This is a genomic window from Roseateles chitinivorans (assembly GCF_050632145.1).
GTDB classification, from domain to species: Bacteria; Pseudomonadota; Gammaproteobacteria; order Burkholderiales; family Burkholderiaceae_C; genus Roseateles; species Roseateles chitinivorans_B.
In genome coordinates this window covers 3664506-3679542 of sequence record NZ_CP192577.1, presented here as the reverse complement: position 1 = coordinate 3679542, position 15037 = coordinate 3664506, and the positions used below count along the sequence as shown (strand labels likewise).

At 67.3% G+C, this 15037-nt stretch carries 10 protein-coding genes and 1 pseudogene; 4 read left to right on the top strand and 7 right to left on the bottom strand.

Going from position 1 to position 15037, the window contains the following annotated elements; genetic code table 11:
• Positions 1-19 precede the first annotated feature (19 nt).
• Entirely contained in the window at positions 20-352 is a 333-nt protein-coding gene (locus tag ACQ86G_RS16915) for a hypothetical protein (protein ID WP_431256422.1), read from the top strand.
• On the opposite strand, the pseudogene murB reads toward ACQ86G_RS16915, so the two are convergent.
• A pseudogene (murB, locus tag ACQ86G_RS16910) lies at positions 353-1378 on the bottom strand (UDP-N-acetylmuramate dehydrogenase); the annotation flags it as partial.
• Between the two features lie 136 nt (positions 1379-1514).
• On the opposite strand from murB, the gene ACQ86G_RS16905 reads away from it, so the two are divergent.
• The 3 genes from ACQ86G_RS16905 to xdp1 all read left to right on the top strand — a co-directional run bounded on the left by ACQ86G_RS16905 (position 1515) and on the right by xdp1 (position 5977).
• A complete protein-coding gene (locus tag ACQ86G_RS16905; protein ID WP_297528740.1) occupies positions 1515-2009 on the top strand; it encodes a YajQ family cyclic di-GMP-binding protein in 495 nt (164 codons plus the stop codon).
• Between the two features lie 121 nt (positions 2010-2130).
• Complete coding sequence (prsT, locus tag ACQ86G_RS16900) at positions 2131-4953, top strand: XrtA/PEP-CTERM system TPR-repeat protein PrsT (RefSeq protein WP_431256421.1); 2823 nt, start codon at positions 2131-2133, stop codon at positions 4951-4953.
• Between the two features lie 190 nt (positions 4954-5143).
• A complete protein-coding gene (xdp1, locus tag ACQ86G_RS16895) occupies positions 5144-5977 on the top strand; it encodes an exosortase-dependent surface protein XDP1 (protein WP_431256420.1) in 834 nt (277 codons plus the stop codon).
• Between the two features lie 255 nt (positions 5978-6232).
• Here the strand turns inward: xdp1 and typA are convergent, their stop codons facing one another.
• The 6 genes from typA to rimP form a co-directional block, all read right to left on the bottom strand.
• Positions 6233-8056: a translational GTPase TypA gene (gene typA, locus ACQ86G_RS16890; protein WP_431052016.1), complete on the bottom strand. Its 1824-nt coding sequence runs from the start codon at positions 8054-8056 to the stop codon at positions 6233-6235.
• An 85-nt stretch (positions 8057-8141) separates the two neighbouring features.
• Positions 8142-9044, bottom strand: coding sequence for a tRNA pseudouridine(55) synthase TruB (gene truB, locus ACQ86G_RS16885; protein WP_431261427.1), 903 nt, complete (start codon positions 9042-9044; stop codon positions 8142-8144).
• Between the two features lie 105 nt (positions 9045-9149).
• Complete coding sequence (gene rbfA, locus ACQ86G_RS16880) at positions 9150-9530, bottom strand: 30S ribosome-binding factor RbfA (RefSeq protein WP_331616714.1); 381 nt, start codon at positions 9528-9530, stop codon at positions 9150-9152.
• Positions 9531-9605: 75 nt separating this feature from the next.
• Complete coding sequence (gene infB, locus ACQ86G_RS16875; protein ID WP_431256419.1) at positions 9606-12569, bottom strand: translation initiation factor IF-2; 2964 nt, start codon at positions 12567-12569, stop codon at positions 9606-9608.
• 80 nt (positions 12570-12649) lie between these two features.
• Positions 12650-14128: a transcription termination factor NusA gene (gene nusA, locus ACQ86G_RS16870; protein WP_431256418.1), complete on the bottom strand. Its 1479-nt coding sequence runs from the start codon at positions 14126-14128 to the stop codon at positions 12650-12652.
• Entirely contained in the window at positions 14125-14817 is a 693-nt protein-coding gene (gene rimP, locus ACQ86G_RS16865; RefSeq protein WP_431256417.1) for a ribosome maturation factor RimP, read from the bottom strand. Before rimP ends, nusA begins: the two co-directional genes overlap by 4 nt.
• Between the last annotated feature and the right edge of the window lie 220 nt (positions 14818-15037).

Sequence of the window (15037 nt, the reverse complement as noted above, 5' to 3'; positions counted from 1 at the left end):
CCGCCAAATGAGCAGTCTCATGTCGAATGAGTTCATGGGGCCAGGCGTTGCCGGAGAGCCTCGCATGACGTCGATACATCAGCCATCCCCACCTGTCGAAGCCATTGACCGCGCGTCGGCATCAACCCACGATCGGAGCCTTGCCGTCAGGGTGGCGGTCCTGGAGACCAACGTGCATGGATTGAAGAACGAGTTCAGCGAGTTGAAGAGCGAGTTCCGCGAGTTCCGAAAGGAAATGCGCGCCGAGATCACGGCGATCCGCACCCACGATTTCCGGTTGCTGTTCGGCGCGCTCATCACCGTCGCGCTCAGCCTCGTCGCCGTCATGGCCAAAGGCTTCCACTGGATCTGATCAGACGACCACCGGCTCCGGTTCCAACCGGATGCCGAAGCGGCCATAAACGCTTTCCTGGATCGCGCGCGCCAGCGTGACGACCTCGGCGCCACGGGCCTCGCCGCGGTTCACCAGCACCAGCGCCTGCTTCTCGTAGACGGCCGCGCCACCGACGCTCTTGCCCTTCCACCCGCAGGCATCGATCAACCAGCCCGCGGCCAGCTTGAAGCTGCCATCGGCCATCGGGTAATGCACGATGTGCGGATCGCGCGCGATGATGTCGCGGCACTGCTCCGCGCTGACCACCGGATTCTTGAAGAAGCTGCCCGCATTCCCGATCCGCGCCGGGTCCGGCAGCTTGGCGCGGCGGATCTCGCAGACCCACTCGAACACCTGGCGCGCGTCGGGCGTGGCGATGCCGGTCTCGGCCATCTTGCGCTCGAGGTCCAGGTAGCCCAGCTGCGGCTGCCACGGCTTCGGGCAGCGCAGCCGCACCTTGGTGATCACGCTCTTGCCCGCCAGGCCACCGTACCCGCCCTGCTTGAACACGCTGTCGCGATAGCCGAAGCGGCAGACCTCCGCGGGCAGCGTGACGCGGCGGCCGGTCGTCAGGTCGACGACGTCCACGTTCTCCAGCCGGTCCTTCAGCTCGATGCCGTACGCGCCGATGTTCTGCACCGGCGCGGCCCCGACGGTCCCGGGGATCAGCGCCATGTTCTCCAGCCCCGGCACGCCCTGCGCCAGCGAGAACGCCACCACGTCGTGCCACGGCACGCCGGCGCCGGCCTCGACGATCCAGCAGTCGTCGCGCTCCTCGACGCTCAGGCCCTGGATCTCCATCTTCAGCACGACCGCATCGACGTCCTTCGTCAGGACGAGATTCGACCCGCCGCCCAGGACGAACTTCGGCGCGCGGCCCAGTTCCGGATGGTCGACGACGCGGCGGACGTCCAGTTCCTCGCGGATGCGCACCAGCCGGCGCGCCGTCGCAGGCAGGCCGAAGGTGTTGTACGGCTTGAGGTTGACGTCGTGCTCGATCACGACGCCCTCGCGTCGCTCGGTCGAGGGGGGATGGCGGGGGACTGCATGGCTAGAATTCTCGCCCATATCCCCAAGGATCCCTCCGGTGACCGGCGCCCGACAATCGGCCGTCGCCCGCCCCTCTGAAAGAGCCGTACACATGCCCAGCTTTGACACCGTCCTCGAACCCGACATGGTGAAGGTCCGCAACAGCGTGGACGCCAGCGCCAAGGAAATCGCCACCCGCTTCGACTTCAAGGGCACCAGCGCCGCCATCGAGTGGAAGGACAAGGAAAAGGAAGTCCACGCCACCGGCGACGCCGAGTTCCAGCTCGAGCAGATCGAGGCCGTGCTCTATTCGAAGCTGACCAAGCAGGGCGTCGTGCTCGGCTTCGTCGACAAGCAGGACAAGATCGAGAAGCTCGGCGGCGACCGCGTCAAGCAGGTCTACAAGATCAAGAACGGCCTGGAAGCGCCCGAGGCCAAGAAGGTCGTCGCCGCGATCAAGGAGAGCAAGCTCAAGGTGCAGGCCCAGATCGAAGGCGACATCGTGCGCATCACCGGCAAGTCGCTGGACGACCTGCAAGGCGCGCAGGCCGCGCTGCGCAAGGCGCTGCCCGACCTGCCGCTGAGCTTCGACAACTACCGCAAGTGATCCTCGGCGCGGACGGGCGTCCCTGCGACGCCGGTCCACGCCCCGCCACGCGGGCGCCCTGCCCGCCTGCGCGCCGCGACGGCATCCGCCGCGCCACAGAACAACATCCCCGGGGGACGAGATGAGCACTCTTCGCAGGACCGGCTGGCGACGTCCCGCCGCTGCGGCACTGCTGGCGCTGCTGGCGATGGGCGCCTCGACCGCGCAGGCGGACAGCGTCAAGGCCGCGCGCTACTACGAGGACGCGCTCAAGCGCTTCGAGCGCCAGGACATCGACGGCGCCGTCATCCAGCTCAAGAACGCGCTGCAGCAGGATGCCCGGATGCTCACGGTGCACGTGCTGCTGGGCAAGGCGCTGCTGATGCGCAGCGAGGCCGCCGCCGCCGAGATCGAATTCAACGAGGCGCTGTCGCAAGGCATCAACCGCGCCGAAGTGGCCGTGCCGCTGGCGCAGGCCCTGGTCGCGCAGGGCAAGCAGGCGGAGGTGTTCAAGCAACCGGCGCTGGTGCCCGACGGCCTGCCCGACAACATCCGCAAGCCGCTGCTGCTGGTGCGCGCGGCGGCGGCCTCGGACCTCGGCGATCCGTCGCGGGCGCAGGCCCAGATCGACCTGGCGCGCGCCATTCCGCCCGACAACGCCGACATCTGGCTGGCCGAGGTGCCGCTGCGCCTGCGCGCACGACAGTTCGACCAGGCCACCGCCGCGGCCGAGCAGGCGCTGCGCCTGGCGCCGGGCAACGGCGAGGCGCTCTACCAGCGCGCCACCGTGCCGCACGTCCAGGGCAAGCTCGACGACGCGCTCAAGGGATATGAGCGCGCGATCGCGGCCGATCCTCGCCACCTCGAAGCGCAGCTGGCGCGCGGCGGCCTGCTCATCGACCTGAACCGCGATGCCGACGCGTTGGCACAGGTCCAGTCCGCCTTGAAGCTCGCGCCCAGCGAGCCGCGCGCCCTCTATCTCAGCGCGGTGCTCGCCGAGCGCCGCCATGACGCCGCCGCGGCCAAGGCCGCGCTGAAGGCCGTCACCGCCGAGCTGGACCCGGTGCCGATCGAGTTCATCCGTTTCCGCCCCCAGGCGTTGATGCTCAACGGCCTGGCCCACTACGGCCTGGGCGAGATGGAGAAGGCCAAGCCCTACCTCGAGTACGCGCAGCGCCAGACCCCCAACAGCCCGCTGTCCAAGCTGCTGGCGCAGGTCTATGTGGCGGAGCCCAACCTCGATCGCGCCGGCGAGGTGCTGGAGTCCTACCTCAAGGCCTTCCCCGGCGACGGCCAGGCGCTGGTGATGATGGCCACGCTGCAGATGGCGCAAGGCCGCCATGCGCGCGCCGCCACGCTGATGCAGGAGGCGCTGAAGTCCCGGGACGCGCCGGAGTTCCGCACGGCGCTCGGCCTGTCGCTGCTGCGCGGCGGCCAGTCCGGCGACGCCGTCGGCGAGCTGGAGAAGGCCTTCCAGCGCGATCCGCGCCAGGTCTATGCGGGCATGGCGCTGGTCTCGCTCTACCTGCGCGGCGGGCAGACCGCCAAGGCCGTCGTCATCGCGGACAAGCTGGTCAAGCAGGACCCCAACAACCCGACCGCGTGGATCCAGCTCGGCGTGGCGCGCCGCGCGGCCAACAATGCGGCCGGCGCGCGCGAGGCCTACCAGAAGGCCGCCCAGCTCGACCCCAGCCTGGTCGAGGCGCAACTCGGACTGGCGCGGGTCGACATCACCGAACGCCAGTTCGATGCGGCCCAGGCGCGTCTCGCCGCGCTGCTGAAGGCCGACGAGAAGAACGCCGACGCGCTCTACGAGATGGCGCTGCTGAGCGAAGCCCGCGGCCAGACGGCCGAGGTGCAGCGCTGGCTGTCCAAGGCCACCGACGTGAGCACCTCGCGCAACACGCGGGCCGACCAGGCGCTGGTCGCCTGGCTGCTGAAACAGGAGCAGCCGGCACCGGCGCTCGAAGCGGCCCGCAAGCTGCTCGGCAAGGCGCCCGACGATCCGCAGACGCTGATCACCTACGCCCGCGCGCAGCTCGCCAACCGCGACGTCAAGGGCGCCACGGCGACCTTGACCAACGCGGCGCGGCGCTCCGGATTCGGCGCGGATCCGCTGGCGCAGATCGCCGGACTCCAACTGGACGCACGCGACCTGGTCGGCGCCGCCTACAGCCTGGACAAGGCGCTCCAGGCCGCGCCGCAGCATGTCGGCGCACTGGCGCTGTCCTCGACGGTGGCGATGCAACAAGGGAACCTGGCGCTGGCCGAGAAGCAGGCGAAGCAGGTCGTCCAGCTCCGCCCCCAGGCGGCGCTGGGCTACTCGCTGCTGGCGGACGTGGCCCAGGCCCGCAAGCAGCCCGCCCAGGCACTGGAGGCGCTGCGCAAGGCCCATGAGGTCCAGCCCACCAGCGGCAGCCTGCTGGCCCTGATGCGCGCCCTGAGCCGGCAGGATGCTGCCGGCAAGGCAGCCCAGGATCTGGCGGAACGCTGGCTGAAGACGCATCCGGCCGACCTCGCGGCCTGGAAGGCGCTCGGCGACGCCCAGGCGCGCGCCGGGGCATTCCCCGCGGCCCGCCGCAGTTACGACGCGGCGCTCAAGCTCCGGCCCAATGACGTCGAAGCGCTGAACAACCTCGCGAACACGATGATCCGCCAGGGCGAGGCGGCGGCTGCGGCGACGGTGGCCGAGAAGGCCCTGGCGCTGGACCCGCGCAACCCGTCCGTCATCGACACGGCCGGATGGGCCTACCACCTGGCCGGCAACGGCGACCGCGCGCTGCAGCTGCTGCGCGACGCGCGCCTGCGCGAGCCCAACAGTCCGGACATCCGCTATCACCTCGCCGCCGCGCTGGCCAAGGCCGGGCGCAAGACCGAGGCGCGGGAGGAGCTGGACGCGGCGCTGCGCAGCACGGCGTTCGAAAGTCACAAGGAGGCGCAGGCCTTGAGCCAGACGCTGCGCTGAGCGCCGAAAGCCCCTCTGGTGAGGGGTTCCAGCGCCTGTCGGAAGAACTTACAGTCCTGTTCCAGAGGCGGACACATTCAACGACAAGTGCTTGTGCCGCAAGACATTCAGGACCTTGGCCCAGGCCTTGCTAACTGAAGGTCCAACGAATCTGACAACTCCGATCACGTCGGGGCACCGAGGGGAAACCATGCAAAGAGTTCAACAACGCCTGATCGGGATGGCTGCCGTGGCGCTCGCGTCGCTGCTGCCGTTCAGCGCGCATGCGCTTTCCACCTGGACCGCGGGCAGCTGCGTCAGCAACTGCAGCGAGACCGGCGATGCGGCGCCCAACGTCAGCTACTCGGCCTACTCGGCGGCGATCAACACCTCCGGCGGCGCCTATTCGAGCACCAACGGCTTCGCCCAGAGCACGCTGGCGTACTACGGCGGCAGCGGTTTCGGCGTCACGGCGCCGAGCGGTGACGCGCAGTCGCCCAACCATGCGCTGGACAACTACGGCTACCAGGACCTGATCCTGCTGAAGTTCGACTCCGCCGTGAACCTGACCCAGGTCAAGCTGGGCTGGTGGCAGTACGACAGCGACATCACCGTGCTGGCCTACACCGGCAGCACCACTGGTGTGGACGTTGCCTCGACGATCGCCGGCAAGACCGCCGCGAACCTGAAGTCGGCCAACGGCTGGTCGCTGGTCAACAGCTACGCGGACGTCGGCAACAACGCCAACTCCTCGGTCAACCTGAACACCAGCCTGACCTCGAGCTGGTGGATCATCACCGCCTACAACTCGCAGCTGGGCGGCAGCCCGACGGGCGCCGACGGCTCGACCACCGGCCTGACGCGCGGTATCGGCAGCAGCTACGCGGGCTACGATTTCGTCAAGCTGTTCTCCGTCTCGGGCAACAAGGCCTCCGGCGGCGGCACCAACAACGGCAACGTGCCGGAGCCGGCCTCCCTGGCCCTGGCCTCCGTCGCCCTGCTTGGCCTGATCGGCGTGCGTCGCCGCAAGCAATCCCAAAGCTGAGCCTCCCTGCTCCGCGGAAAGCGACCTACGGGTCGCTTTTCTTTTGCCGAAGCACAACCTGGCCCTCCGTGGCCAAAAGAAAACGCCCGATGCAGTGATGCACCGGGCGTATTCATTTCACGAGGTCCTCGGTCGCAAAACCTTGGAAGGACGGTGCTGGTTGGGGGCGGCGAGGCGTGAGGTTTCAGCGCTTGCCGCTGGGGCCTCATGCCTCGGCGACCGACGCCCGGACTTCGCAGCCCAGGCGCCCGCCGATCAGCTCCGCAGCGCGCGCTTGCGCTCGTTTTCCGACAGGTGGCGCTTACGCAGCCGCACCGACTTCGGCGTGATCTCGACCAGCTCGTCGTCCTCGATGAACTCGACGCCGTATTCCAGCGTCAGGTCGATCGGCGGCGTCACCTTGATGGCGTCTTCCTTGCCGCTGACGCGGAAGTTGGTCAGCTGCTTGGTGCGGGTCGCGTTGACGATCAGGTCGTTGTCGCGGTTGTGGATGCCGACGATCATGCCTTCGTAGACCGGGTCGTTCGGCTTCACGAACATGCGGCCGCGGTCGTCCAGCTTGCCCAGGGCGTAGGTGAAGATTTCACCGGCGTCCATGGAGATCAGCACGCCGTTCTTGCGACCGGCGATGTCGCCCTTGTGGGGCTCGTAGCCGTCGAAGATGTTGGAGATCAGGCCCGAGCCGCGCGTCAGGTTCAGGAACTCGTTCGAGAAGCCGATCAGGCCGCGGGCCGGGATGCGGTACTCGAGGCGCACGCGACCGCGGCCGTCCGGCTCCATGTTCACCAGCTCGCCCTTGCGCTCGCCCAGGGCTTGCATGACGCCGCCCTGGTGGGTTTCTTCCACGTCGGCGGTGACCAGCTCGATCGGCTCGCACTTCTCGCCGTTGATGGTCTGGAACACCACGCGCGGCTTCGACACGGCCAGCTCGTAGCCTTCACGGCGCATGTTTTCCAGCAGGATGGTCAGGTGCAGTTCGCCGCGGCCCATCACTTCGAAGATGCCGTCCTCGTCGGTCTCGCTCACGCGCAGCGCGACGTTGGCTTGCAGTTCCTTCTGCAGGCGGTCCCAGATCTGGCGGCTGGTGACGAACTTGCCTTCGCGGCCGGCCAGCGGCGAGGTGTTGACGCAGAAGTTCATCGTCAGCGTCGGCTCGTCGACCTTGAGCATCGGCAGCGGGGCCGGGCTGCTCGGGCTGGTGACGGTCACGCCGATGCCGATCTCCTCGATGCCGTTGATCAGCACGATGTCGCCGGGGCCGGCTTCCGTGGCCTGCACGCGGTCCAGACCCTGGAAGGTCAGCACCTGGTTGATGCGGCCCTTGACGGACTTGCCGTCCGGACCTTCCATGACCAGCACGTCCTGCGAGGGCTTCAGCGTGCCCTGGCTGATGCGGCCGACGCCGATGCGACCGACGAAGGTCGAGAAGTCCAGCGCGGAGATCTGCAGCTGCAGCGGCGCATCCGGATCGCCCTTCTGCGACGGCACGTGCTTGAGCACGGTGTTGAACAGGGCGGACATGTCCTCGCCCCACTTCTCGCCCGGCGCGCCTTCTTCCAGCGACGACCAGCCGTTGATGCCCGACGCGTACACGACGGGGAAGTCCAGCTGCTCGTCGGTGGCGCCCAGCTTGTCGAACAGGTCGAACGCGGCGTTGATGACGGCATCCGGCTTGGCGCCCGGCTTGTCGACCTTGTTGACGACGACGATGGGCTTCAGGCCCAGCGCCAGCGCCTTCTTGGTCACGAAGCGCGTCTGCGGCATCGGGCCTTCCTGCGCGTCGATCAGCAGCACCACGCCGTCGACCATCGACAGCGCGCGCTCGACTTCACCGCCGAAGTCCGCGTGTCCCGGGGTGTCGACGATGTTGATGTGCGTGCCTTCCCAGCTGACCGCGCAGTTCTTGGCCAGGATGGTGATGCCGCGCTCACGTTCGATGGCGTTGTTGTCCATCACGGTGTCGACGACCTTCTCGTGCTCGGCGAAGGTGCCGCTCTGGCGAAGGAGCTGGTCCACCATGGTGGTCTTGCCATGGTCGACGTGGGCGATGATGGCGATGTTGCGGATTTGCTTGCTCATGGGGCGGCTTTCGCTAGGGGCTTTCTCTGGATTCGGAGGAAGTCGGGGAACTCGGGATGTCTCGGATCTTTTAGGCGATGCGGGCTCAGGCGGCCTGCATCAGCATGGAAGCGATTTCGGTCGGGCTCAGCAGCCGGTCGGCGATCAGCTCGCCGCCGGCCACGTGGGCGCTGCCCAGGAAGGCACGCGGCGCCTGGCCGTAGACACGCACCTGCGGCATGTCGGTCAGCGTCACGCGCCGGCGCATGCCGGACAGGAAGCGACCGGCCTCGTCGTTGCTCAACTCGACCTCGGGCCATTCGCCCAGCAGGCTGTCCGGCGCGGTCAGCAGCGACAGGCGGGCGTCTTCGTCCAGCGCCTCGATCTGCTCCAGCGTCACCGCCCGCTCGATCGAGACCGGACCGCTCGCCGTCCGGCGCAGGCCGGCCAGGTGCGCGCCGCAGCCGAGCTTGGCGCCGATGTCCTCGCCCAGCGTGCGGATGTAGGTGCCCTTGGTGCAACGCACGTCGATCACCAGCAGCAGCTCCGAAGGGTGCCACTCGACGATGTCCAGTGCATGAATCGTCACATTGCGCGGCTGGCGCTCGACGGTCACGCCTTCGCGGGCGAGCTCGTACAGCGCGCGGCCCTGATGCTTCAGCGCCGAGTACATCGGCGGCAGCTGCGAGATCGCGCCGCGGAAGCCTTCGCAGGCCGCGCGGATCGCCTCCAGGTCCAGCGACTTCGCGACCTCGTCGCGCTGCTCGACGATCTCGCCTTCACCGTCGCCGGTCGTGGTCGTGATGCCCAGGCGCAGCGTCGCGCGGTAGCCCTTGTCAGCCTCCAGCGAGACCTGGCTGAACTTGGTCGCCGCGCCGAAGGTCAGCGGCAGCAGCCCGGTCGCCAGCGGATCCAGCGTGCCGGTGTGGCCGGCCTTCTCGGCGCGCAGCAGGCGCTTGACCTTCTGCAATGCGTCGTTGCTGGTCAGGCCGATGGGCTTGTCCAGCATCAACACGCCGTGCACGGCGCGCTTCACGATCTTGGGGCGGGGGCTACTGCGCTCATCACTACGCGGCGGCCCTCTCGGGACGCCGTCTTTCTGGCTCGGAGGACCTCAGTCCTCGGTGGTCTCGTCGTCCTTGGCTCGGGACAGGTTCGCTTTGTTGATCAGCGCGCTCATCTCGGCGGCGCGCTCGATCGTGCGGTCGAAATGGAAATGCAGGCTCGGCACGGTGTGGATCTGCAGCCGCTTGAACAGGCCGTTGCGCAGGAATCCCGCCGCCTCGTTCAGCGCCGCGCCGGTCGCTTCCGGATCGCCGACCAGCAGCGAGAAGTAGACCTTCGCATGCGCGTAGTCGGGCGTGACCTCCACCGCATTGATCGTCACCATGCCGACGCGCGGGTCCTTGAGGTCCCGGATCAGCTCGGCCAGGTCGCGCTGGATCTGGTCCGCCACGCGCAGACCGCGGTTGGGGATAGATCGCTTGTGACGCATGGCTCTTTCCTCACTCTCTCAAACAACAAAGCCCGGCGGTACGACCCGCCGGGCGTGGAGCGACGGCAGGCTGGTTTACAGCGTGCGCGCCACTTCCTTGATTTCGAAGACTTCCAGCTGGTCGCCTTCCTTGATGTCGCTGTAGTTCTTCAGCTTGATACCGCACTCGAAGCCTTCGCGGACTTCCTTGACGTCGTCCTTCAGGCGCTTGAGCGACTCGATCTCGCCGGTGTAGACCACGACGTTGTCGCGCAGCAGGCGGAAGCGCGCGTTGCGCGTCACGTGACCGCTGGTGATCATCGAACCGGCGATGGTGCCGATCTTGGTCGCCACGAACACGGTGCGGATCTCGGCGGTACCGATGATCTCCTCGCGCTGCTCCGGAGCCAGCATGCCGGCCATTGCCGCCTTCACCTCATCCACGGCGTCGTAGATGATGTTGTAGTAGCGCAGGTCGACGTCGTTGTGCTCGGCCACCTTGCGCGCGCCGGCATCGGCACGCACGTTGAAGCCGATCACGACGGCCTTGGAGGCGATCGCCAGGTTGATGTCGGACTCGCTGATCGCGCCCACCGCGGCGTGCACGATCTGGACCTTGACCTCCTCGGTCGACAGCTTGAGCAGCGAGGAAGCCAGGGCTTCCTGCGAGCCTTGCACGTCGGCCTTGATGATCAGCGGCAGCGTCTGCACGTCGCCGGCGGTCATTTCCGCGAACATGTTCTCCAGCTTCGAGGCCTGCTGGCGGGCCAGCTTGACGTCACGGTACTTGCCGGCGCGGAAGGTCGCGATTTCACGGGCGCGGCGTTCGTCGCTCAACACCATGAACTCGTCACCGGCGCGCGGCACTTCCGTCAGACCCTGGATCTCGACCGGGATCGACGGGCCGGCTTCGGTGGCGTTCTTGCCGTCTTCGTCCAGCATGGCGCGGACACGACCGTAGGTCGATCCGGCCAGCACCACGTCACCGCGCTTGAGGGTACCGGACTGCACCAGCACCGTCGCGACCGGGCCGCGGCCCTTGTCCAGCTTGGCTTCGATGACCAGACCCTTGGCCATCGAATCCTTCGCGGCCTTGAGTTCCAGCACTTCGGCCTGCAGCAGCACCTGTTCCAGCAGATCGTCGATGCCCTGGCCGGTCTTGGCCGACACCGGGACGAACGGCGATTCACCGCCGAACTCTTCCGGCACGACCTGCTCGGCGACCAGCTCGCTCTTCACGCGCTCGGCGTTGGCGTCGGGCTTGTCGATCTTGTTCATCGCGACCACGATCGGCACGCCCGCAGCCTTGGCGTGGTGGATCGCTTCCTTGGTCTGCGGCATCACGCCGTCATCAGCGGCCACGACCAGGATGACGATGTCCGTCGCCTGGGCGCCGCGGGCACGCATGGCCGTGAAGGCCTCGTGACCCGGGGTGTCGAGGAAGGTGATCATGCCGCGCGGCGTGTCGACGTGATAAGCGCCGATGTGCTGCGTGATGCCGCCGGCTTCGCCCGCCGCCACGCGGGCGCGGCGGATGCTGTCCAGCAGCGAGGTCTTGCCGTGGTCGACGTGACCCATGACGGTGACGACCGGCGCGCGGGGCAGCAGCTCGTGCTGGCCTTCGGCGGCGGCGCCCTCTTCTTCCAGGAACGCGTCCGGATCGTCCAGCTTGGCGGCGAACGCCTTGTGGCCCATTTCCTCGACCAGGATCATGGCCGTTTCTTGGTCCAGCTGCTGGTTGATGGTGACCATCTGACCCAGCTTCATCAGCTGCTTGATGACCTCGGAGGCCTTCACCGACATCTTGTGCGCCAGATCGGCGACCGAGATGGTTTCGGGAACGTGCACTTCCTGGGCCACCGGCTCGTTCGGAGCCTGGAAATTCGAGGGCGAGGCGCTGCGATCGTCGCGGCCGCCACGGCGGCCACCGGCACCGCCACGGCCCGGCGCGCGCCAGCTCGTGCCGCCGCCAGGACGTGCCGGACCGTCGGTACGGCCGCCACCCGGCTTGCCGGCGACGCCACGCTTCTTGGCGTCGTCAGCCCAGCTGGAGGACAGCTTCTCGGACTTGACCGACTTCTTGTCGCCCGGCTTCGCGCCTGCGGCAGCCGTGGTGCCTGCGGCACCCGGAGCGCCGCCCGGCTTCTTGTGGATGGTGCCCTTGATGCCGGCGGCCGGCGTGGCCTCGGGCTTGGGTTCTTCCTTCTTCGCGACCAGCACCTTCTTGGGCGCGTTCATCATCGCGCGGATGGCGGCAGCCTCGGCCTCGGCCGCCTTGCGGCGACGCTCCAGCTCGCCCTGGCGAGCCTTCTCGTCGGCGGCGACGTCCGCGGCCTTCACCACGCGCAGCACGGGCTTGGCGGGTTCGACCGGGGCCGGGGCTGGGGCAGGCGCGGCGACCACCGGGGCCGGCGCGGGCGCAGCAGCGGCCGCGGCCTTCTCGGCGGCCTTGTCCGCAGCCTTCTCGGCCTTGGACTTGGCGGCGTCGGCGATCTTGCGCGCTTCCGCTTCGGCGGCGGCCTTGGCCGCGGCTTCGGCGGCGGCGGCTTCAGCCGCTTCACGCGCGGCGCGCTCTTCCTCGCGACGCTTCTCTTCCGCTTCGCGGGCGGCGCGCTCGGCGTCCTCACGCTCGCGCACCTTGCGGGCGAGTTCCTCTTCCTGCTGACGCAGGGCCTCGGCTTGCGCCTGGGCCTCTTCCTCGCGGCGCTTCAGTTCGGCTTCCTCGGCAGCGGCGGCGGTGGCGTCATCGACACCATCCTCGCGCTTGACGAAGACGCGCTTCTTGCGCACCTCGACCTGGATCGTGCGAGCCTTGCCCGAGGCATCGGCCTGCTTGATCTCGCTGGTGGACTTGCGGGTCAGCGTGATCTTCTTGCGCTCGGCGCCGCCAGCGGTCCCGTGCGCGGTGCGCAGGTGATCCAGCAGACGTTCCTTGTCGCTTTCGTTCAAGGTGTCCTCGGCGGACGCCTTCTTGACGCCCGCAGCTTGGAGCTGCTCCAGCAACGTGGTCGCAGGCCTGTTGAGCTCTGCGGCCAGCTGGGCGACGGTGGTCACGGCCATTGTTGAAATCCTTAAATCTTGTGTGGGGCGGAGCGGTCTGGTTTCGCTTGAAATCGCTTCAGAGCGTGTCTGCTCGGGCGTTATGCGTTGAACCAGTGCTCGCGCGCCTTCATGATCAAAGCGCGTGCCGCTGCCTCGTCCAGGGACGAAATCTCGACCAATTCGTCAACGGCCAGGTCTGCCAGGTCGTCACGGGTATGGATGTCGCCGGCCGCCAGCTTGGCGATCAGCTCGGGGGTGACGCCGTCCAGGTCGCGCAGGTCCTGGGAGACCTCCTCGACCTTTTCCTCGCGGGCGATTTCCATCGTCAGCAGGGCGTCCTTGGCACGGGTGCGCAGCTCGTTCACGGTCTCCTCGTCGAAGGACTCGATCTCGAGCATCTCCTGCATCGGGACGTAGGCGACTTCTTCCAGCGAGGCGAAGCCTTCGGCGATCAGGATGTCGGCGACTTCCTCATCCACGTCCAGCTTCTCGACGAACAGCTTGCGCACGCCGTCGGATTCCTCGGCCTGCTTGGCGGCGGATTCCTCGGCGGTCATGATGTTGATCTTCCAGCCGGTCAGCTCCGAGGCCAGGCGCACGTTCTGGCCACCGCGGCCGATCGCGATCGCGAGGTTCTCCTCGTCGACGACGACGTCCATCGCGTGACGCTCCTCGTCCACGACGATCGACTGCACGTTCGCCGGCGCCAGCGCGCCGATGACGAACTGCGCCGGATCCTCCGACCACAGCACGATGTCCACGCGCTCGCCGGCCAGCTCGTTGGTCACGCCGTTGACGCGCGAACCGCGCACGCCGACGCAGGTGCCGATCGGGTCGACGCGCTTGTCGTACGAGACGACGGCGATCTTGGCGCGGCTGCCGGCATCGCGGGCGGCGTTCTTGATCTCGAGCAGGCCCTGCTCGATCTCCGGCACTTCCTGCGCGAAGAGTTCCTTCATGAACTCGCCGGAGGAACGCGACAGCATGATCTGCGGACCGCGCTGCGTCGGGTCGATGCCCAGGATCACCGCGCGGACGCGGTCGCCGGTGCGCAGGTTCTCCTTCGGGATCATCTCGTTGCGCTTGAGGCGGCCCTCGACGCGGCCCGACTCGGCAATGATGTCGCCCTTGTCCAGGCGCTTGACCGTGCCGACGAAGATGCGCTCGCCGCGCGACATGAAGTCGTTCAGCAGCTGTTCGCGCTCGGCATCGCGGATCTTCTGCAGGATGACCTGCTTGGCCGCCTGGGCACCGATCCGGCCGATCGGCACGGACTCGACGCCTTCCTCGATGTGGTCGTCCACCTCGATGTCGGCGATCTGTTCCTGCGCTTCGAACAACAGGATTTCAGAGTCGGCATTCTGCAGGCCGGCCTCGTTGGGCACGACGTGCCAACGGCGGAAGGTCTCATATTCGCCGGTGTCGCGATCGATGGCCACGCGGATATCGACCTCGCCGCCATACAACTTCTTGGTGGCCGAGGCCAGTGCCGCCTCAACGGCGCCGAACACCACATCGCGCTCCACGCTCTTCTCGCGCGAGATGGCGTCCACCAGCATCAACAGTTCGCGGTTCATTGATCGAGACCTCCGTCAACCTTGTCATCCGTCTGCCGGGACTTGGCATTGCTCTTCTTCTTCGACGCCTTGGGCTTCGCAGCCGCTCCGTCAGCCGATTCCGATCCGGGCGCCAAGCCCGTGTTCTTTTTCGCCGCGGCATCCGCGGCAGCGTCACCCGTCGATTTCGACGCGCGACCCTTGAAAACGATCTCCGGCACCAGCTTGGCCGAGCGCACTTCGTCCAGCGCGAAGTCCAGCACCTGCTCGGTCTTGCCGTCCATGAAGATCACGCGCCAGGCGGTGTTCTGCGCCAGCGCGTTCCAGTCGTCCTGCGCCACGCCTTCGGCCGCAACCAGGACACCCCGGTACTTCTTGCGACCTTGGAAAGCCTCGCGCAATGTGATTTCCACTTCGTGACCGTTGAACCGGGCGTAGTCGCCAGCATTGTTCAGCGGACGGTCGAGACCGGGGGTCGACACTTCCAGGCGCGTGTAGTCGACTTCCTCGACTTCCATCACATAGCGCAACTGGCGCGTGACGCGCTCACAATCCTCGACGTTGACCGGTGTCTCCGGTTCCTGGCCATTCACCAGCGGCTTGTCGATGTACACGCGCAGCAAGCCCCCGGCGCTGCGTTCGCAGCCCACCACCTCGTAACCGAGTCCGGTCACGGTTTTTTCAACAACGGCTTGCCAGCTCAAATTCATCGACGAAAGTATTGGCCCTGTAACAGGCGCTTGGGAAGAGTTCGGGAACAGTTTAGGAACAGCCAAAAAAATGGGCTGGATGAATCCGCCCACCGTTCACTTTTTCAGCGAAGCTAGAAGTGTACTATGCAAACAGCGTGCCGACAAGGCTGCGTCATCCGTCACAGCGTGACGTGCGAGAATCCCGGCCTCCCTCGAATCTATGAATACCAGGAGCAGA

Coding starts and splice junctions, on each gene's coding strand:
- truB (WP_431261427.1), bottom strand. CDS start 9,044: ATGCTGGACAAGCCCATCGGCCTGACCAGCAACGACGCATTGCAGAAG.
- ACQ86G_RS16905 (WP_297528740.1), top strand. CDS start 1,515: ATGCCCAGCTTTGACACCGTCCTCGAACCCGACATGGTGAAGGTCCGC.
- infB (WP_431256419.1), bottom strand. CDS start 12,569: ATGGCCGTGACCACCGTCGCCCAGCTGGCCGCAGAGCTCAACAGGCCT.
- rbfA (WP_331616714.1), bottom strand. CDS start 9,530: ATGCGTCACAAGCGATCTATCCCCAACCGCGGTCTGCGCGTGGCGGAC.
- xdp1 (WP_431256420.1), top strand. CDS start 5,144: ATGCAAAGAGTTCAACAACGCCTGATCGGGATGGCTGCCGTGGCGCTC.
- rimP (WP_431256417.1), bottom strand. CDS start 14,817: ATGAATTTGAGCTGGCAAGCCGTTGTTGAAAAAACCGTGACCGGACTC.
- nusA (WP_431256418.1), bottom strand. CDS start 14,128: ATGAACCGCGAACTGTTGATGCTGGTGGACGCCATCTCGCGCGAGAAG.
- prsT (WP_431256421.1), top strand. CDS start 2,131: ATGAGCACTCTTCGCAGGACCGGCTGGCGACGTCCCGCCGCTGCGGCA.
- ACQ86G_RS16915 (WP_431256422.1), top strand. CDS start 20: ATGTCGAATGAGTTCATGGGGCCAGGCGTTGCCGGAGAGCCTCGCATG.
- typA (WP_431052016.1), bottom strand. CDS start 8,056: ATGAGCAAGCAAATCCGCAACATCGCCATCATCGCCCACGTCGACCAT.